This window comes from Paenibacillus baekrokdamisoli (genome assembly GCF_003945345.1).
GTDB lineage: Bacteria > Bacillota > Bacilli > Paenibacillales > Paenibacillaceae > Paenibacillus_Z > Paenibacillus_Z baekrokdamisoli.
In genome coordinates, this window is the sequence record NZ_AP019308.1 from 7,220,383 (window position 1) to 7,238,659 (window position 18,277).

Annotated in this window: 14 protein-coding genes; 13 read left to right on the forward strand and 1 reads right to left on the reverse strand. The window is 47.3% G+C overall.

From position 1 onward, the window contains the following. Positions 1 to 38: 38 nt before the first annotated feature. The 8 genes from EKN16_RS31800 to EKN16_RS31835 all read left to right on the forward strand — a co-directional run bounded on the left by EKN16_RS31800 (position 39) and on the right by EKN16_RS31835 (position 11,748). The gene (locus tag EKN16_RS31800) at positions 39 to 2,666 is read left to right on the forward strand and encodes a carbohydrate binding domain-containing protein (RefSeq protein WP_125665643.1); all 2,628 of its coding nucleotides are present in this window, start codon (positions 39 to 41) and stop codon (positions 2,664 to 2,666) included. After that, positions 2,569 to 4,302 (forward strand): glycosylhydrolase-like jelly roll fold domain-containing protein, encoded by a 1,734-nt coding sequence (locus EKN16_RS31805; protein WP_164523083.1) that lies wholly within the window; start codon positions 2,569 to 2,571, stop codon positions 4,300 to 4,302. The genes EKN16_RS31800 and EKN16_RS31805 overlap by 98 nt, the downstream gene beginning before the upstream one ends. 26 nt (positions 4,303 to 4,328) lie before the next feature. After that, positions 4,329 to 5,261, forward strand: a complete 933-nt coding sequence (locus EKN16_RS31810) for an ABC transporter permease (RefSeq protein ID WP_164523079.1) — start codon at positions 4,329 to 4,331, stop codon at positions 5,259 to 5,261. A 71-nt stretch (positions 5,262 to 5,332) separates the two neighbouring features. After that, complete coding sequence (locus EKN16_RS31815) at positions 5,333 to 6,175, forward strand: carbohydrate ABC transporter permease (RefSeq protein ID WP_125666893.1); 843 nt, start codon at positions 5,333 to 5,335, stop codon at positions 6,173 to 6,175. A gap of 141 nt (positions 6,176 to 6,316) precedes the next feature. Beyond that, on the forward strand, positions 6,317 to 7,309 hold the full coding sequence (locus tag EKN16_RS31820) for a substrate-binding domain-containing protein (protein WP_125665618.1): 993 nt from the start codon (positions 6,317 to 6,319) through the stop codon (positions 7,307 to 7,309). Then, entirely contained in the window at positions 7,306 to 8,763 is a 1,458-nt protein-coding gene (locus EKN16_RS31825; RefSeq protein ID WP_125665620.1) for a sensor histidine kinase, read from the forward strand. The genes EKN16_RS31820 and EKN16_RS31825 overlap by 4 nt, the downstream gene beginning before the upstream one ends. Continuing rightward, a complete protein-coding gene (locus EKN16_RS31830) occupies positions 8,741 to 10,108 on the forward strand; it encodes an AraC family transcriptional regulator (protein WP_179955579.1) in 1,368 nt (455 codons plus the stop codon). The genes EKN16_RS31825 and EKN16_RS31830 overlap by 23 nt, the downstream gene beginning before the upstream one ends. Before the next feature lie 260 nt (positions 10,109 to 10,368). After that, positions 10,369 to 11,748: a sugar porter family MFS transporter gene (locus EKN16_RS31835; RefSeq protein ID WP_125665624.1), complete on the forward strand. Its 1,380-nt coding sequence runs from the start codon at positions 10,369 to 10,371 to the stop codon at positions 11,746 to 11,748. A gap of 157 nt (positions 11,749 to 11,905) precedes the next feature. On the opposite strand, the gene EKN16_RS31840 is transcribed toward EKN16_RS31835, so the two are convergent. Next, positions 11,906 to 12,691: a helix-turn-helix domain-containing protein gene (locus EKN16_RS31840; RefSeq protein WP_125665626.1), complete on the reverse strand. Its 786-nt coding sequence runs from the start codon at positions 12,689 to 12,691 to the stop codon at positions 11,906 to 11,908. Between the two features lie 239 nt (positions 12,692 to 12,930). Here EKN16_RS31840 and EKN16_RS31845 point away from each other — a divergent pair, with 239 nt between their 5' ends. The 5 genes from EKN16_RS31845 to EKN16_RS31865 all read left to right on the forward strand — a co-directional run bounded on the left by EKN16_RS31845 (position 12,931) and on the right by EKN16_RS31865 (position 18,262). Further along, the gene (locus EKN16_RS31845) at positions 12,931 to 13,830 is read left to right on the forward strand and encodes a nucleoside hydrolase (protein ID WP_164523080.1); all 900 of its coding nucleotides are present in this window, start codon (positions 12,931 to 12,933) and stop codon (positions 13,828 to 13,830) included. Between the two features lie 85 nt (positions 13,831 to 13,915). Continuing rightward, complete coding sequence (locus tag EKN16_RS31850) at positions 13,916 to 14,929, forward strand: LacI family DNA-binding transcriptional regulator (RefSeq protein WP_125665629.1); 1,014 nt, start codon at positions 13,916 to 13,918, stop codon at positions 14,927 to 14,929. Further along, a complete protein-coding gene (gene rbsK, locus EKN16_RS31855; protein WP_125665632.1) occupies positions 14,926 to 15,843 on the forward strand; it encodes a ribokinase in 918 nt (305 codons plus the stop codon). Before EKN16_RS31850 ends, rbsK begins: the two co-directional genes overlap by 4 nt. 88 nt (positions 15,844 to 15,931) lie before the next feature. Beyond that, entirely contained in the window at positions 15,932 to 17,281 is a 1,350-nt protein-coding gene (locus tag EKN16_RS31860) for an extracellular solute-binding protein (RefSeq protein WP_125665634.1), read from the forward strand. A gap of 81 nt (positions 17,282 to 17,362) precedes the next feature. Then, positions 17,363 to 18,262 carry a carbohydrate ABC transporter permease gene (locus tag EKN16_RS31865; RefSeq protein WP_164523081.1) on the forward strand — a complete coding sequence of 300 codons (900 nt, stop codon included), beginning with the start codon at positions 17,363 to 17,365 and terminating at the stop codon, positions 18,260 to 18,262. Positions 18,263 to 18,277: the final 15 nt, after the last annotated feature.

Below are 18,277 nucleotides of genomic sequence, written 5' to 3' on the forward strand. Positions count from 1 at the left end.
TACTGCAAAACGGTTGTTGAAAGGGTGGATCGCGAACCATGGGGAAATGGAATTTCAGATTGCTCCTGATCGTTATGTCTATAATGCTGTTGGCAAGTCTTCTTCCGCTGGGAGAATCCGTAAAGGCCGAACACTCGGGTCCCGGGCAGGAACCGCCTGAGACGCAAGATATGAGGATCGGCACGTATGGAGGTGCACCGGCGCTGTTCGTTAATGGTGAGCCGGAATTTCCGATGTTTCTGTTCGAACAAGAGATTTCAGAGCGGGATGCGGATGTGTTCCAGGATGCGAATGTGAAGCTGTATTCATTCATTGAGAAAACGAGCTTCCTCGATCTAGGCTGGATCGGACCGGGACAACAGGACTTCTCCACGATCGACCGCGTTATGAAAACATTCGTAGATCGGGTACCCAGCGGTCTGGCTCTGCCCCGCATTCACTTGTGGGCGCCTCAGTGGTGGCTTGCCGCCAACGGAACGGAGCAGCTGGGTTACTCCCAGCAGCCGCCGGATCCGAACGCGCTGACCAAAGACGCATCAATGGCGTCCGAACAATGGCAGAAGGAAGCGGGCGAGGCCTTGAGGCGATTGGTTCGCCATCTGCTCGATGGCCCCTATGCCGACAGGCTGCTCGGATTGACGCTGGCGGGCGGCATGTATGGTGAGTGGCATAACTGGAACGCCGAATATTTGCCCGATGCGAGCGAGCCGATGCGACTGTCATTCATTGCCTATTTGCGCGACAAATATAGCAATGATCTGTCGCTATTACGAGCTGGCTGGGGTGATCCTGCCGTTACATTCGAAGGAGTTACAATTCCGACTGTTGAAGAACGCAGGGCTAGCGATGTCGGCCTATTCCGCGATCCTACTATTTCGCGGCGGGTTATTGATTATTATGAAGCCTACCAGAAGGCGCCGGTGGATGCTATTAACTACTTTGCCGGGATCGTCAAGGAGGAGAGTGAGGGGCGGCTGTTAACCTCTGTCCTGTACGGCTACAGTCCGGACATGAGCTATATGCCGCAAGAGGTGCATCAACGTGCAGTCGCGCAGGCGCATCGGCTGACGAACGTCGATCTGTTCACCTCGCCGCATTCGTATTACAGGCGGGCACCGGGAGACGACGGTGTACTGCGCACCTATCCGGACAGCCTTGCCCTGCATGGCAAGCTGTTCATCGACGAAGCGGACGACCGTACGCATCTTGCACCGCCGGGTACCTCGTTCGTTCAGGCAACCAACATGGGCGAGTCACTTGGCTTGCTGCGCCGGGCTTTCGGGCAGGCGGTCACCCATGCGACCGGCATGTGGTACATGGATCACTCCTCGGGGCTATGGTACAACGACCCGGCTTTCGCGGCGGAGTTCAAGAACCTGAAGAAGTGGGGCGACTATTCAATGAAGCTGCCCCGGCAGCGAAACTCGGAGGTAGCCGTCATCTCTTCGAATGAGAGTGAATTCTACCTGGGCGGCAGCACGGATACTTCGGCCGCCTTCTATGAAGGTCCGTCGACGACGAGACCACAAGGACTAGGAGAGCTGAGCAAGGCTGGAGCGCCGTTCGACCGGTACCTGATCGAGGATCTGGAGCAGGGACTGATTCCTGACCATTACAAGGTTTACATCTTCATGGATACCTTCTATCTGACCGATGCGCAGCGAGCTGCGATTGAGAAGCTCAAGAGAGGCGGCCGGACGCTGGTATGGACCTGGGCGCCCGGTTACGTATCCGAGTCTGGCCTGTCCACCACGGGTATGCAAAGCTTAACGGGGATCAACTTTGCGCAAGGAGGCAGCGGCGACGGTCCGTCCGAAGGGTCGGCAACTGGCCAGTGGGCGGAGAACTTCGAAGGGGGGAGCTTTCTTCAGTCCGACTATACCGACGGAGAGCGCAGCGGCAATGGAGCCATTGTAGCGGATCTGGACAAAGTTATCGATGGCAGCTACTCCGCATACGGCAAAGCGGGTGAATCTGTGGATTGGCACGAATTTTTATTCACTGACAAAAATAAAATCAAGCTCGAGCCGGGAGCGACCTATACGGTTACGTTCAAAGCCAAGACACTCGCCGCGCCGGGACCTTCCGGGACCTTCTATTTCCTGGCCAGAACGAAGTCGGGTGGAAACGCGCAGGACGTGGGTGTCAACAACTGGACGGACGCGCCGGGCGATCCGTATACAAAGTCGTTCACGTTTACACTGAAAGGCTATGAAGATTACTATCTGATATGGGGTCTGCATAACGGTGGTGCATTGGCCGTTGACAACATCGTCATCAAGAAGGATGCGTCGGTTCCAATCGAGCTTCCTGTTCAGTATCGTTTGGACGCCAACCTGTTCCCGGGCTCGACGACCGTGTATGGCGATATGAAGTTGAATCCGGTCTTCCGTCCGGAAGCGGCGGGTGCTCAGGTTTGGGGTTATTCCTCACCTGATGGAGCGCCGTCGGTTGTCGTGCGTGACTTCCCTAATTGGCGCTCCGTTTATCTTCCAGCGCCCCCGATTGCTGCACCGCTGCTGAAGCGCATCTATAATGAAGCCGGCGTCCGCTATCCGATATGCCTACATGAATGTAATCAGCAAGCTGTATGCAGAGCATTTCAGCGGCCGTATCGGAAACTGGTGCAGAGAGCGCGGCGTGGAATATATCGGCCATCTGCTTGAGGACAACAATGTTCACGCGAGGCTTGGCTGCGGAGCGGGACATTTCTACCGCGCGCTTGAGGGCCAAGATATGTCGGGGCTGGATGTCGTACTGTGGCAGATTGTGCCCGGCTTCGATGAAATCTCTTTCTCCTGGATGGGCGGGAACACGGATAGCGTCTTCTTTCATTATGGGATGACCAAGCTGGCCACTTCACTTGGACATATCGATCCTCGTAAGCGGGGCAGGACGTTCTGCGAGATATTCGGTGCTTATGGCTGGGCGGAAGGGCTGAAGCTGATGAAGTGGCTGACTGACCATATGCTGGTCAGAGGCGTGAATCACTTTGTGCCGCATGCCTTCTCCCAGAAGGAATTTCCGGATTGGGACTGCCCTCCTCACTTCTATGCGAGGGGACGCAATCCGCAGTTCAGATATTACAACTTATTGAACAGCTATACGAACCGCCTATGCCATTTGTTCTCGGATGGGCAGCATGTGGCGACTGCAGCCGTGCTCTATCACGCGGAGGCGGAATGGTCAGGTGAATATATGCTCTTCCAAGAGCCCGTTAAGCAGCTGATGCAGAATCAGATTGATTGCGATGTGGTTCCAGCAGATGTTCTGCTAACCTCAGCAGCGCCGGATGGGGAGTTGACCATTCATAAGGAGCAGTACCGATGCCTCATAATTCCTTACGCCGAAGCGCTGCCGATCGAATTGGTTGTTAAGCTTACAGAGCTTGCGGCATCCGGTCTTCCGATCGTCTTTATCGACGCGCTGCCGACTCGGGTCAGCCAGTCCGTGCCATATTCACAGGAGATTGAGCAACTGGCGGCACAGTCCAATATCTCGGTGGTTCCATTGGTTAAGCTTGCGGATACGCTGCGGGAATGGGGCATGTTCGAGCTTGCGACGACCGACTGGCAGCCTTATTTGCGGACGTATCAATATCGGCATGATCAGTTGGAGACGGTAATGCTGTTCAACGAGCATCCGACAGGCGTGCTTGAAACCAGCATCAGCCTTCCGGGTGAGGGTGTATGGATGCGTTACGACGCCTTTGGCAATACGCTGGACTTGGTCGGAGAAGGAGATAATTTCGTCCTCGATCTTCGTCTCAGCGCTTATGAATCAGCCATCCTGCTTCGTATTCCAGCTGGCAATGAAGCTAGCTTGCCGATCCGCAATGGAAAAGCACGGCCTGCATCTGGTGCCGCAAGCCGGCTTGTCGAACCAACAGAGTGGCAGGTTTCATTGGCCACCGCAGACAAGTATCCCACATTTGAGCATTGGGGAGCATTAACAAGCTTGCGCAATATGAGTGCACGCGATCTACTGCCACGTTTTTCCGGCACGATTAAATATGAATGCCAGATACAAGACGAGGCAATGTCAGGTCCTTTGTGGCTTGATTTGGGGAAGGTTTATGAGACAGCTGAGGTATGGGTGAACGGACAAAAGGCGGGGGTTAAGCTTTGCGCCCCTTATGTATGGGACATCTCGGAGTATTGGAAACTGGGGACAAACGTATTGACTATTGAAGTGACGAATACGCTGGTGAAAGATCAGCAGGATTGGTTCTCCAAGTTCGTGCAGCAGGAGCCCTCCGGCCTGCTCGGCCCGGTTAAACTCATCGGACCATCAGTGAAGTGATAACAGGGAAGCGGTGAGTAAGTAAGATGGAACAAGCCTATCGGCTCCGCCGGAAGAGCGGCATACGCAAATATGGCGTGCTGCTGCTCATGATGGTTCCGGGCCTTGCCTATTTACTAATTAACAACTATTTGCCAATGTTCGGTCTGCTGATTGCCTTTAAGGATTTTAATTCCGTAAAGGGGATTTTCGGCAGCGACTGGATCGGCTTCAGAAATTTTGAATACTTGTTTAAAACGCAGGACGCGTATATCATCACCCGAAATGCCATTCTTTATAATTTCGTGTTCGTTGTTCTTAATACGGTTGCAGCTGTAGCCATCGCCATTGGGCTCAATGAAATTCGCAGCCGGTTCATGTCTAGGGTTTACCAGAGTGTGATGCTGCTGCCTCATTTGATCTCCATGGTCATCGTTAGCTACCTGGCGTATTCCCTGCTTAGTGTGGATACGGGCTTCATGAACAAAACGGTTCTCCCGTGGCTAGGCCTTAATGAAATTTCATGGTACACCGAGGCGGCATACTGGCCGTTCATTCTGACAATCATCAGCCTATGGAAAGGTGCCGGGTTCCTATGCGTCATCTACTTGGCCGCGATTATCGGCATTGATCCAGAGTATTACGAGGCCGCCAAACTCGACGGAGCTACCAAATGGCAGCAAATTCGCACAATTACGCTGCCATTGTTGTCACCAATCATCATTATGATGACGCTGCTCGCGATCGGTAAAATTTTCTATTCGGACTTTGGCCTGTTCTATCAGGTACCGCTCGGGTCCGGAGCACTGAACGATACGACACAGGTTATTGATACCTATGTGTACCGGGCACTTATGAATCTCGGCGACATTGGGATGTCTTCTGCTGCAGGGCTTTACCAGTCTGTTGTCGGCTTTGTGCTGGTACTGCTGTCGAACTATGCGGTACGCAAATTTAGCAAGGACAACGCGTTGTTCTAAGGACATAAGGACTGGAGTGGAGAGGTGTGAATACGATTCAAAAGAGAAAGCAAATTTGGCTTCATCTGCCGATGATTGCCCTCTCGGCAGCCTGCGTGCTCCCCTTCCTGCTGCTCGCCATCTCGTCTATCTCGGACGAGGGCTCGATCATACGTCAGGGCTATACCTTCTTTCCGGAAAAATTCGGATTGGGAGCTTATCGCTACTTGTGGGATCATTCGGAGCAGTTGGTAAGGGCTTACGGAATAACAATATTTATTACAGTAGTTGGAACGGCATCAAGCCTAATCATTACGGCGATGCTTGCTTATCCAATGGCAAGACAGGGAGTACCATTACGCAACTTGGTCGCTTTCCTCGTATTTTTCACCCTACTGTTCAACGGTGGATTAACCCCTACCTATTTGATTTATGTGCAGTATATCGATATCAAAAATACAGTGCTGGCGCTTATCGTTCCAGGGCTGCTGATGAACGGTTTCAATGTACTGCTTATGCGGACTTTTTTCATGACGACGATTCCTCCTGCCCTAATCGAAGCGGCGCAAATTGACGGTGCTGGAGAATTCAAAATCTTTTGTAGAATCATTCTGCCGCTATCGATGCCAATCGTTGCGACCATCGGTTTGATTCAGACCATTATTTATTGGAACGATTGGTTTAACGGAATGATTTACGTGACAGATTCCAGACTCTTCAGCGTTCAGAACATTCTGAACCGGATGCTGACCGACATTCAGTTTCTTACGGAAAGCAAGTTCAGCGCTCAGTTTGGCGAGGCTGGGGCCAATTTACCTAGCACAACAGTGAAGATGGCGATAGCGATAATCGGAGTGCTTCCGATTATGGTATTGTATCCTTTCTTCCAAAAGTATCTTATAAAAGGTATAACCGTCGGCGCTGTAAAAGGCTAGATGGAAAAGGAACCAGTGCTACTATAGCATCGGTTCCTTTTTATTTTACATATCCGAATCTGTTAGATGAAGGAGGCCACATAAGAAAGGCTGGAATAGTTTGAGATCAATCGTGGAATCGTACCTCTTGGGGGTGTTTTCATGTCAAATAGAAAATGGACTTTGGGTCTGATCAGCATTGTTCTTCTTGTTTTCTGTTATTTTATCTTCCAGTTTGTATCTTCTACGGTTAAGATTGATCATCTAGTCTTGCAAATGGAACAGGGTAACGTAGAAGATAAATCCATTAAATCTGTTGTGCTCATCGCTCAAGAGCTAGATAATCCATTCTGGGGAATGGTGGAAAAGGGAGCAAAAGAAGCCGCGCTGCAGCTAGGTATGCAGATTGATTTCAGGGGTCCGATTCGTATTAATCCTTCCGAGCAAACGAAGCTCTTGGAACAATCGATTGCAGCCAAGGCGGATGCTATTGTTGTGCAGGGAATCAAGGACAAGCAGTATGATCTTCTGATTAGCAAGGCAATCAATGATGGTATTCCCGTGATTACTGTAGATGCGGATGAGCCAGCTAGCCGGCGGCTTGCCTACGTGGGAACAGATAATAGGGAAGCGGGCAAACGTATGGGAGAGCTTGTGATAAAAGATGCTGGCGGGAGGGGCCATATTGGCGTCATTATCGGAAGCGAGCTGGCTGACAATCAACAGCAGCGTTTGGAGGGTTTCCGTTCCATTATTGCTAGTACGCCGGGGTTTGAGATCGTAGCTGTTCGCTCATCGAATATTTCACGGATCCAAGCTGCTAAGCAGACAGAGGCTATGCTGAACCAATACGCGAGTATTCAAACGATGGTCGGATTTAGCTCCTTAGATGCAGTTGGCATTGTAGAAGGCATGAAGGCAGCGAAAAGAGCAGGCCTACGTGTGTTTGGATTCGATGATTTGGAGGAGACGAAGCAGGGGATTGCTCAGGGAGTTATTCTTGCATCCATCGTTCAACAGCCTGAAGAGATAGGATTCAAAGCGGTTCATCTATTAGGGGACTATTTCAAGGGAGACGTTTTTCCAGTGCAGCTCTTTACAGCTACGGATATTCTGGATATTACACATCTGAAGTCAAGAGTGAACAGCCCATGAAGATACGCAGCATGCTATTTATTATCATACCTGCACTCTTTATTTTGAATAATGGGGTCTCTTATTTCATCTTTCAAAGTGGAAGAACGGTGCAGCAAAGTTATAATGTGATGCTGGATCGGGTATTATTATACAAACAAATTGCTGGACAAACGCAGGAAAATCTCCGAGTTTTGAATGTTTACTTAGTGGATCGAAGGGACAGCAGTCGTAACGCCTATCTATCCCAGAGGGCTGAGCTGAATCTTCTCCGGGATAGTCTATCTGCGAAGAATACGATTCCAGCTACAGCTCTCACCGTTCGGAGCTACCGCAATATGATCGACACCTTTACCTTACAAGAAGCGGGAGTAATAGAGGCGTTAAATAATCAAGGTTCTTTGGCGTATGCGGCTTTCTACGAAGAGGCTGAGCACACAGCTGCGTTCATCCAACAAGAAGGTTATCATCTTATTGATTTGGAGCTCCGTTATTATCAGCCTCTCTATCGACAAATTCTTCTGCAAACGGAAGCTAGAGATCATTGGGGAGTCGCTATCTTTATCCTGAATACGCTGCTGAGCGTCATGTTTGCTTATTGGATCTCCTTGAGTATTTCCAGACCGATTAAGCTGCTGGCTTTAACGGCTCAACAAATCTCGGATGGGAATTTACAAGCTGCCCCTCCACAGATCAGTGCCAATCATGAGTTTGGTGTTTTATCTCATGCTTTTGGACGTATGCAAGATAATTTGAAGGAACTTATTGTGAAGGAGAAAGAAAGCTTAGAAAAAGACAAACTGGTCAAAGAGCTAGAGCTTGAAGTTCTACAAAATCAGATGAACCCGCACTTTCTCTTTAATTCCTTGAATGTGATAGCTAAGCTGGCTTTGCTCGAGGGCGCTGAACAAACAAGCGATCTTATGGTATCCATGTCGAATCTGCTTCGGTATAATCTCCGTAAATTAGATCGCCCCGTGACGCTCAGGGAGGAGGTGGAGCATGCCAGAGAATATTTTACAATCCAGCAGGCCCGCTTTCGCGACCGATTTCAGTTTGTAACGGAAATTGAGGAGGGTGGACTGAACGTCTTTGTTCCCATGCTGACCCTCCAGCCTATATTAGAAAATATCTTTGTTCATGGCATTGAGGGAATGGAGGAAGGGGCTCAGATCAAGCTGGTCATTACATGCGGGCCTAATGAGACAAGGGTTGCGATATCAGATAATGGGATCGGAATGACCAAGGAGGTACGTGAGTCGCTGCTTCACTTCGAATTCAATCCGCAGCTAGGCCAAGAAAAGGGACAATCTACTGGCTTAGGGACGCGTAATGTTTTTAAACGACTTGAACTATTTTATGGAAAAAAGAATCTTGTAGACATTTACAGTGAGCCGGGCCGGGGAACAACAGTATTCATCCGGCTTCCTAGTGCTGGGAAGGAAGATGGAGATGTATCGTCTACTGATTGCTGATGATGAAGCCTTGGAGAGAGAAGGCATTGAATGGATTGTTACGCGAATGATGCCGAATATCTTCGAAGTTATTCATGCGGAGAATGGTCGTATAGCGATTCAAAAGGCTGACGAATTTCGTCCGCATATCGTTATGATGGATATTAGAATGCCGGGCATTCAAGGTCTGGAAGCATTAAAGGAAATTAAGGCTCAGAATCCGCAGGTCAAGATGATTCTAGTGACAGCTTATGAATATTTCGAATACGCCAAAGAGGCTCTTTCTATGGGGGTCAAGGAGTATCTCGTCAAACCGGCTAAACGTGATCAGATCGTCACACTCTTGCAGCGGCTGGTGGCTGAGATTGATCAGGAACAGAGAAAACGCGACGAGGAGTTCGCGATGCGGGATAAGTTCTTCCAGCTGCTGCCGCTTGCAGAAACGGAAATGGCTCTAGTCTTTATGTCCGATCAAGTGAATGAGACCGAAGTGGGAAATCTTGCGGATGTTCTCGAGCTCTCTATAGATAAAGGATGTGCGGTTGTGCTCGGCTTCCCTGAAATTGGGCATACATCCGAAATCGAATTAGCCCGAGAAAAGAAAAGGATCTATGAGACGGTGAAAAATACTGCAAAAGGGTTAATCAAGGATAGGACAAGCTGTGTTGTCAGTTCCATGGTCAATTGGCATATGGTTATCTTCCTTCTTGGGGAAGCTCGAATAGAGGATGAAGTATTGCGAGAAGAGGCTCATTCCGCAGGCCTTAAGCTGCTGGAGATCCTTCATCAGCAGCGCAGTATCGATGCGACAATAGGTATCGGATCCGTTCGAGCGGATATTGAGGGAATTAGAAAATCGTATTTTGAAGCTGTATTCGCATCCACGTATGATGAAAAATGGGGAAGCCTGTGTCGGTTTGAGGATCTGAGCATGCTCTCCACAGAAGGACAACCAGAAACCTCAAATAGGTTTAAAGCTGCCAATACTTCTGAGCGTACCTATGTGGAATTGGCAATCAAGCGAATTCGTGAGGAACGTGAACAGCGAACATGGAGTGTCATAGACAGTGCAATTACGTTCATTCAAGAAAAATTCCATGAAGAACTCTCCCTTGAAGATGTGGCGGAGCAAGTTCACTTGAATCCTTATTATTTCAGTAAAGTATTCAAGCAGCAAACAGGAGAAACCTTCATCGATTATGTCACAAGACTGCGTATCGAAAGGGCCAAAGAATGCATTAGGGACGGGCAGTTCAGCCTGAAGGAAGTTTGTTATCTTGTCGGGTATAAAGACCCTAATTATTTCAGCCGTGTTTTTAAAAAGGTAACCGGGGTAACGCCCACTGAATATCGCAATCAACTTTAACAAAGGATAGGTTCATGTAGCTATTACATGGACTATTTTGTTATTGCCGAACAATATTATGCTAGTCCGCGGTCCTTTATCGAGATCCAATTAGGTTGGGTTAATATTATGCTGGTAAACAACCAATAAGTGAAGGGAATGGGGCCCTAACTTAAACAAAACAGATGGTATAATGAGTCTCTAATTACGGGTTTAGCTTCTGTTAGAAGATAAAGGACCCGCACGCAGCAGGTGCGGATAAGTCAGAAGGGATAACGTTTGTGAGCTCAAATATAAACAATCAAGGCCAACAACAAGTCAGCATGAAGTTTGTAACCCTAGTTTCGATGGTTGCCGCTTTGGGTGGTTTATTATTTGGATTTGATACCGCTGTTGTATCAGGTGCGATCGGTTTTATGAAGGAACGTTTCACCTTAAATGAGGTGGAGGTTGGGTGGGCTGTATCCAGTTTGATCATCGGATGTATCGTAGGAGCTGCAGGCTCTGGGGTGCTTGGAGATCGATTCGGCCGGAAAAAAGTGCTGATTATGGCTGCCCTGCTGTTCATTATCGGTTCCATTGGTTCCGCCATTCCAGATACGTTCACCGGTTATATCATTGCCCGTATCATCGGCGGACTCGGGATTGGAATTACCTCAACACTATGTCCGCTCTATAACGCAGAGATAGCGCCTGCCCAATATCGCGGTCGTCTTGTAGCGCTGAATCAGTTCGCGACAGTTACTGGTATCTTTCTCGTGTATTTCATTAATTTAGGTATTGCTGGTTACGGAGATGACGCGTGGGACATTTCTACAGCTTGGCGGTGGATGTTTGGTTTCGGAGCTCTTCCCGGCTTGTTGTTCCTAGTATTGCTCTTCTTTGTACCTGAAAGTCCGAGATGGTTGATCAAGCAGGGGAGGGCGGTTGAAGCTCTTCCGATTTTACTTAAGATTCATGGCGAGGATCTGGCCAAAAAGGAAGTACTGGATATTAAGGCATCGTTTAAACAGGAAAGCGGGTCGATTCGACAGCTGTTCAGTCCTGCTTTGCGGCTTGCTCTAATTGTGGGGGTGGGCCTGGCCGTTCTCCAGCAGGTGACGGGTATCAATGCGATCATGTACTATGCTCCTGAAATTTTCAAGGAAACGGGATCCGGCACCAATGCTTCGCTGATGCAGACCATTTTGGTCGGATTGATTAATTTTCTCTTTACTATTCTTGCTGTATGGCTCATTGACAAGGTTGGACGAAAGGCTCTTTTACTCGTCGGATCTGCTTCAATGACCGTGTGCTTGGTTGTTATCGGTGCTGCATTTCAAACCGGACACACATCAGGGCCTTTGGTGCTCATCTTTATTTTATTGTATGTGGCAGCCTTCGCTGTATCACTTGGGCCGGTCGTATGGGTGGTCATGTCCGAAATTTTCCCGAACCGTATTCGTGGAAAAGCGACCGCGATTGCTTCAATGGCGCTATGGGCAGCGGATTATATCGTGTCTCAGACCTTTCCTCCGATGCTTTCGTCTGCAGGGCCGGCAATTACATTCTGGCTATTTGGCTTCATGTCCTTGTTTACCTTCTTTTTCACCTGGCGTGTGGTACCCGAGACAAAGGGGAAATCACTGGAGGAAATCGAATCCCTGTGGTCTCGAAATTGAGATTATGATTGTCGCTACTAAAAGTTGGGGCTGTCCCAAATGGGTAAACCAGAGTGAGACAATCCCATAATATGTGTAAAAGAACCTTCAAAGCCACTATGAAAGTGGATCTGAAGGTTCTTTAGGTTCTTTAAAGGGGGGATAACACAATCCCTTCTCAATCTTCCGCAAATATAGGCTTCGCTGGTAGAGCGGAAGGGTCCTCCCGGTACTCTTTGGGCGTAATCCCTGTACATTTCTTGAACAGCAAGCTGAATTGTGAAGGTGTGGAAAATCCGCACTCAACAGCAATGGCAGCGATTTTCAAGCGGGTGCTGGATAATAACTCAATGGAGCGTTCGATCCGCTTCATCATTATATAGTTCATGGGAGAGAGGCTGGTCCTCTCTTTAAAGGCATGGCGAAAGCGATCAAAGCTGTAGCCGGACAACTCCGCCAAATGCTGAAGCTGAACGGACTGAGTATAGTTTTCTTTAAGGAAATTAATAGCGTAAATAATACGATCTTCTTTTTCTAGGTTCCCGGTTTGAATCTGCGGAATACGGCAAAGCTCTAGCATCAATTGTCCCCCAATTAAGTTGAGCTGTAAGGAATGGAAGCTGCGCTTTTCTAGAAACTCAGTTTTCATTGCTTGTAATAATCGCCAGATTTGCAGACTGTCCCCGTCCTTATAGACACCATTGTGCAAGCTCATAGGAATGTCATCATAATCGAATCCGATAAAAAAAACTTCGGTGTCCTTCTCATGCTTCTCGTCATGCGGTGTGTTTGGGCGAATAATTGCGAATGTGTGCGGGTGATAATCATATCGCTTTCCGCCGATGTTGGTATAGCCTGCTCCTCGCTTGTAATAGACAAGCTCGAAGCAGCCATGCTTGTGCATGGGAGGAGAAGCTGCCATTGAAAGGTAATAAAATTGCAGGAAATTGAGATTGAAATTCATACCAGCTCATTCCTTTCACCGTAATTGTTCTTTTTGGTGGATTTTAATGAAATTTAAATAAACGCGGGATTATCCGGTTCGTGATAGCATGTAGCCATTTCGTTATAGATTAGTCATTCATATAAATATAGAATGTTCCCAAGGGTAATATCAATTAAAAGTTATTAAATAGGTTGAAAAGTAATCTTGTACATGTTGCTGTTCACATGAACAGCTAGATTAGGAAGGTGGAGAAGGAATTGAAAAGAGTCATAATTGATACGGATATTGGTGGAGATATTGATGATGTGTTAGCCATTGCATTAGCGATTCACTCTCCTGAAATCCAGATCGAAGGAATTACTACGGTAGGCGTTCAGTCCGATCGAAGAGCGAAAATTGCCAGCGGACTACTTCAAGTGAATAACGCAGCACATATTCCAGTTGCGGCTGGCGCTTCTGTACCGCTGTGCGGCAAATGGAATTATGAAGAATTTCCGAATCAATATGGAGAGGAGATGGATGCCTTTTCCTATCGCTCCGATCTGGACGGCGCCGATCTGATGATTCAAGCAGTAAATGAATCACCCGGACAAATCACAATTGTCGCGATAGGAGCCATGACTAACCTGGCCATTGCCATCTCCCGTTCTCCAGAATTTTCTCGAAACGTAAAGGAAGTTATCCTTATGGGCGGTGAGTACAGCAGTCACTACAAGGAGTGTAACATTGTAAGTGATCCGGAAGCGGCCAATATCTTGTTCAGCTCTGGAATTCCAATAATAGCGGCAGGTTTGGAGGTGTGTCTAAGCTTGACAAGTGATACGGATGCTACGATAGATACTTTGATTCGCACAGATACGGTGCAGTCGCAGTTTCTTGCTCGACTTGTGAAGCGATGGAAAGCAGTCGGAGTCAATCGCCCGATTATTATGTTTGATGCTATACCCTTTGCGATTCTGATCAATAGAAGTATAGTTTGCACCGAAAGTAAGCTTGTACATGTGGAAACAAGAGGAGAGCATACAAGGGGAATGACCTATAGTATGAAACCGCATTTCGGAGAAATACCAGAGAGCAAACCGAACGTACAGGTCTGCATGGATGTTAACCACGAGGAATTGATGGAGCTATTTACTACTAGAACACTACTCACCTAAGTGAATAACCAAATCGTTATATTTTAATTATATTTAACAATTCATGTGTAACCGTTTACACATGGGGATGGCAGAGGTTCCGAATATGTCCACGATTCGAGATGTAGGAAAAATGGCGGGAGTATCAATCGCTACTGTTTCAAGGGTGATCAATAAAAGCGGATATGTGAAGCAGGAAACAGAAAAGACAATACTTCAAGCTATGCAAGCACTTAATTATGAACCCGATCCTATTGCTCGCAGTTTAGCCGGAAAGAGTACCCGAACGATTGCCTTGGTTGTGCCGGATATTCTAAACCCGTTCTTTCCGGAAATAGCAAAGGCTGTTGAAAAAGAAGCAAGCAGGCTTGGATACACCGTCATCCTGTGCAACACCGACAACAGCTTGGACAAAGAAGAACGATATTTTCAAGTGTTTGAACAAAAGCGGATTGATGGTGTCATTCTGGCCTCCTATACCCTTGGAGCGGTCCAGATCAAAAAGTGGCAAAAGAAGATTCCTATTGTTGTCATCGACAATCGATTTCCCCAGCATCCAACAATCGTATCGATTATCTCTCACAATCGAACGGGAGCCCATCTGGTTGTTAATCATTTGCTTGAGCAGGGATGCCGAAAAATCGCACACATCTGTGGTCCAATGGGCGTATATTCCGCCAAAGAACGTTACATGGGCTATGAGGATATATGCAAGGATCAGGATTGGTTCTCTCCCCATTTGATCGTTCAGGGCGATTTTCAAATAAAAGAATCTTATCAAGCAACCATAGGGCTGTTCAAGAGACATCCAGACGTAGATGGGATATTCGCAGGAAATGATATTATGGCGGTTGGTGCTCTAAAAGCACTCGTGGCTATGGGGATGTCGGTTCCGGATGAGGTCAAGCTCGTAGGATTCGACGGCATATCTATTCCACTAGTTGTCCCCGAGTTGACGACCGTTGCTCAGCCGATTGGAGAAATGGGTGCTCTTGCGATGCATCACTTGGTGGAACTTATCCATAAACGACCACTAGCAAGCCATGTGCAGGTTCTGGATGTGCGATTAATAATAAAAGAATCATCTACTACAAGAGCTTCAAAGGAGTTTGTGACATGAAGAAACGAAAAATTGTTATCGTCGGTAGTCTGAACATGGACATTGTCGTGTCCACGGATCGATTGCCAAGAAGCGGGGAGACCCTTACAGGTCATTCTGTTCATTATATTCCAGGCGGAAAAGGTGCTAATCAAGCTGTCTGCTGTGCAAAGCTTGGAGCTGACTCAACGATGATTGGCTTGGTGGGGGATGATTGGTTTGGCACAAAGGTAATCGATTCGCTGAACGCTAACGGTGTGGATACCTCTTACATTCAGACCCTTGAGAGCGCTTCAACCGGTGTAGCTTCCATCACGCATATGAAGGAAGACAACACCATCATTGTCGTACCTGGAACGAATGGAATGCTTACAGAAGCGGAATTGCAAGATTTAGAGCAGCTGATTCAGGAGGATGACATCCTGCTCGTACAGCTTGAAATACCCATACAGACCGTTTTTACCGCTCTTCGTATGGCAAAGCAAATAGGAGCAGTAACCATTTTAAATCCAGCTCCCTACACCACATTATCAGATGAACTATTGGAGCTTGTCGATTATATTACTCCGAATGAGACAGAATTTGAACAAATGATAGGAAGAACGTTCTCAGGCGAAAGTAGTCTAGAGCAAGCAATTTCGGATTGGCAGAATCAACGTTCCGCGATGATGATCGTAACACGGGGCAAACACGGCTGCTCCTACTTTTTACACGAAGATGTGGTAACGGTTACACCCCCCGAAGTGAATGTCATTGATACGGTTGGAGCCGGGGATGCCTTTAATGGCGGATTAGCGTATGGATTGATGTCCGGATGGAGCATCTCTCATTGTATTGAGTTCGCCATACAGGTATCAGCAGCAGCGGTGACACGATTTGGTGCTCAGGATGGAATGCCTACACAGGACGAAGTGCTCCAGATTGCCGTCAAATAAAAGGTAGAACGAATTAATAACCAATGGCTTTACGTTACATTATTCACATAGATAGATATGCTGTTCATTTAAAAGGAGGAGTTTGTCGATGGTTAAACGTTTTATGAAGTTATCTCTTGGCCTGCTTATGGTATTGAGTGTGTTGGCGGGCTGTGCTGGAAAATCAGAGACTCCAGAAGCAAATGGGGCGACAAACAGCAAAGAGGAAAAGTTTACGCTTAAGGTTGCATTTTTTCAGGGTGGTTATGGCGATTCGTGGTTTAAATGGCTGAAGGAAGAGTTCGAGAAGCAAAATCAGAACGTAACGATAGAATTGGAAGGCAATCCGAAGATGAATGAAATCATTCAACCGCGGGTTGAATCGAAAACGAATGTTCCGGATATCGTGTTTGTCGATGACTCTCTAATGCGCAAATGGGGACCATCTGGGAAGCTTGTGGATTTAACAGATCTTTACGAAGCACAAAAGCCGGATGGAAAAACAATTGCATCAACTATCACGGATTCGACGAATAAAGCGATGGACGTCTTTGGTAAAAAATACGGTGTACCTCTAGCCCAATTATCCCAAGGAATTATTTATAATGTGAAAATGTTTGAAGAAAACGGCTGGCAGTATCCGAATACGTGGGAAGAAATGGAGAAGCTTGCTGAAGTGATAAAAGCAAAAGGAATCGCACCGCTTACTTATCCGGGTAAATACCCGTACTATTTGTTCCCGTTCGGACATGCTGCTTATCTGCAGTATGGAGGTACGGAATTCATTGAAAAGATTACAAATCCGACGGAAGCTGACATTCCTGGTCTGTTCGAAGATCCGGCATTCCATCGTACCTTTACTTTATTGGATGAAATGTTTAAAGACGATTGGATTATGAAGGGCACGCTCGCTTTGAATCATACGGAATCGCAGATGGAGTTTTTACGTGGGAAAGCAGCGATGATTCTGAACGGCGCATGGTTAGAAAACGAGATGAAGGACTCTATTCCTGAAGGTTTCACGATGAAAATGATGCCATTCCCACCAGCAAAGGATGCGGTTGTGAATGAACCGGTAATCGAATCCTTGACATCCGGCTTTGGCGGTATTCCGAGCGCATCGAAAAATATCGAAGTCGCGAAGAAATTCCTGCTATTCTCTTCTACTGATGAAGCCAATCGTCAATTTACGGAGTTAACCGGCTCCTCCAGAGCGTTCATCTACTCGGTTGACGGTCTGAAGATCAGCGACTTTACGAAGAGTGCCCTGGAAGCTACGAACAAATATAAAACGATAGCACTTGTATTCGCTCCGCAAGCAATTAGCGACAGCCCTGGTCTAGATGCTTTTGGCGCAATTGCTTCGAGGAGCAAGTCGGTAGAGGAAGTTATTAAAGCGAATGTGAAAGCGGCTCCTGATAAATGGAAAAAAACCCAGAAGTTGATTAATAGTAAGTAGGCGATGGGAAGATCTGAAAGCTGCGAGCCTTCAGATCTTCCTCACTCTTCTAATCCCGACACAAGAAAGGATTTCTGGCATATGAAATTTAAAGTGACGAAGAGAGGAATGTTTATTACGGTCATGCTGGCATGGCCGCTCATTCATTATCTTGTGTTTGGGCTGTACCTACAAATTCAAACGCTATTTTATTCTTTTAAGAATTGGAATCCCTACACGGGCAAGGAAACCTGGGTTGGCTTTGACAACTTTAATTTAGCTTTCACGAGCATGACAAACGACGGTGTTTGGATATCAGCCATCAAGAATAGTCTGCTGTTTATTCCGGTTAACATGCTCAGCATTGTTTTGTCGCTCATAGTGGCCTTGGTGCTATATCGAAGGATTCCTTTTGCGCGCTTTTACCGAGTGGTCTATTTCTTTCCGTCCATCATATCGATTGTCGTCGTTACTATGGTATTTTCGTTTGCACTCAATCCAACACAAGGTATCGTTAACGGGTTATTTGATTTGCTTGGATTGGAGTCTTGGAAACGGGCTTGGCTTGGCGATACACAGACGGCTTTAAATGGAGTTTTCGTATTCTGCATCTGGGCTGGAATCGGATGGAACAACGTTATTTTGACTGGAGCTCTGCAGCGTATTCCTGCGGATTATTTTGAAGTAGGAAAGCTTGATGGCATTACCTTTTGGAAAGAGCTTCTCTATATTGTGCTGCCTATTTCCTGGCCGACCATCTCGACGCTCATTATTCTGGGGACAAGCGGTGCTTTCACCATTTTCCTACAGCCAATGCTGTTAACAAATGGCGGTCCGTTCAACTCCTCAACAACCGTTGCGTTGGAAATGTATCGGCTCGTCGTGGAGAAGAATTCCTATGGTCTAGCTGCTGCGTACGGTATGATCTTCGCGGTGATTGGGTTTGTAGTGGTATGGACGATCAAATGGTTGACTGAGCGCTTTGAAACAGCGGAGATTTAAACAACGAGAGAAAGG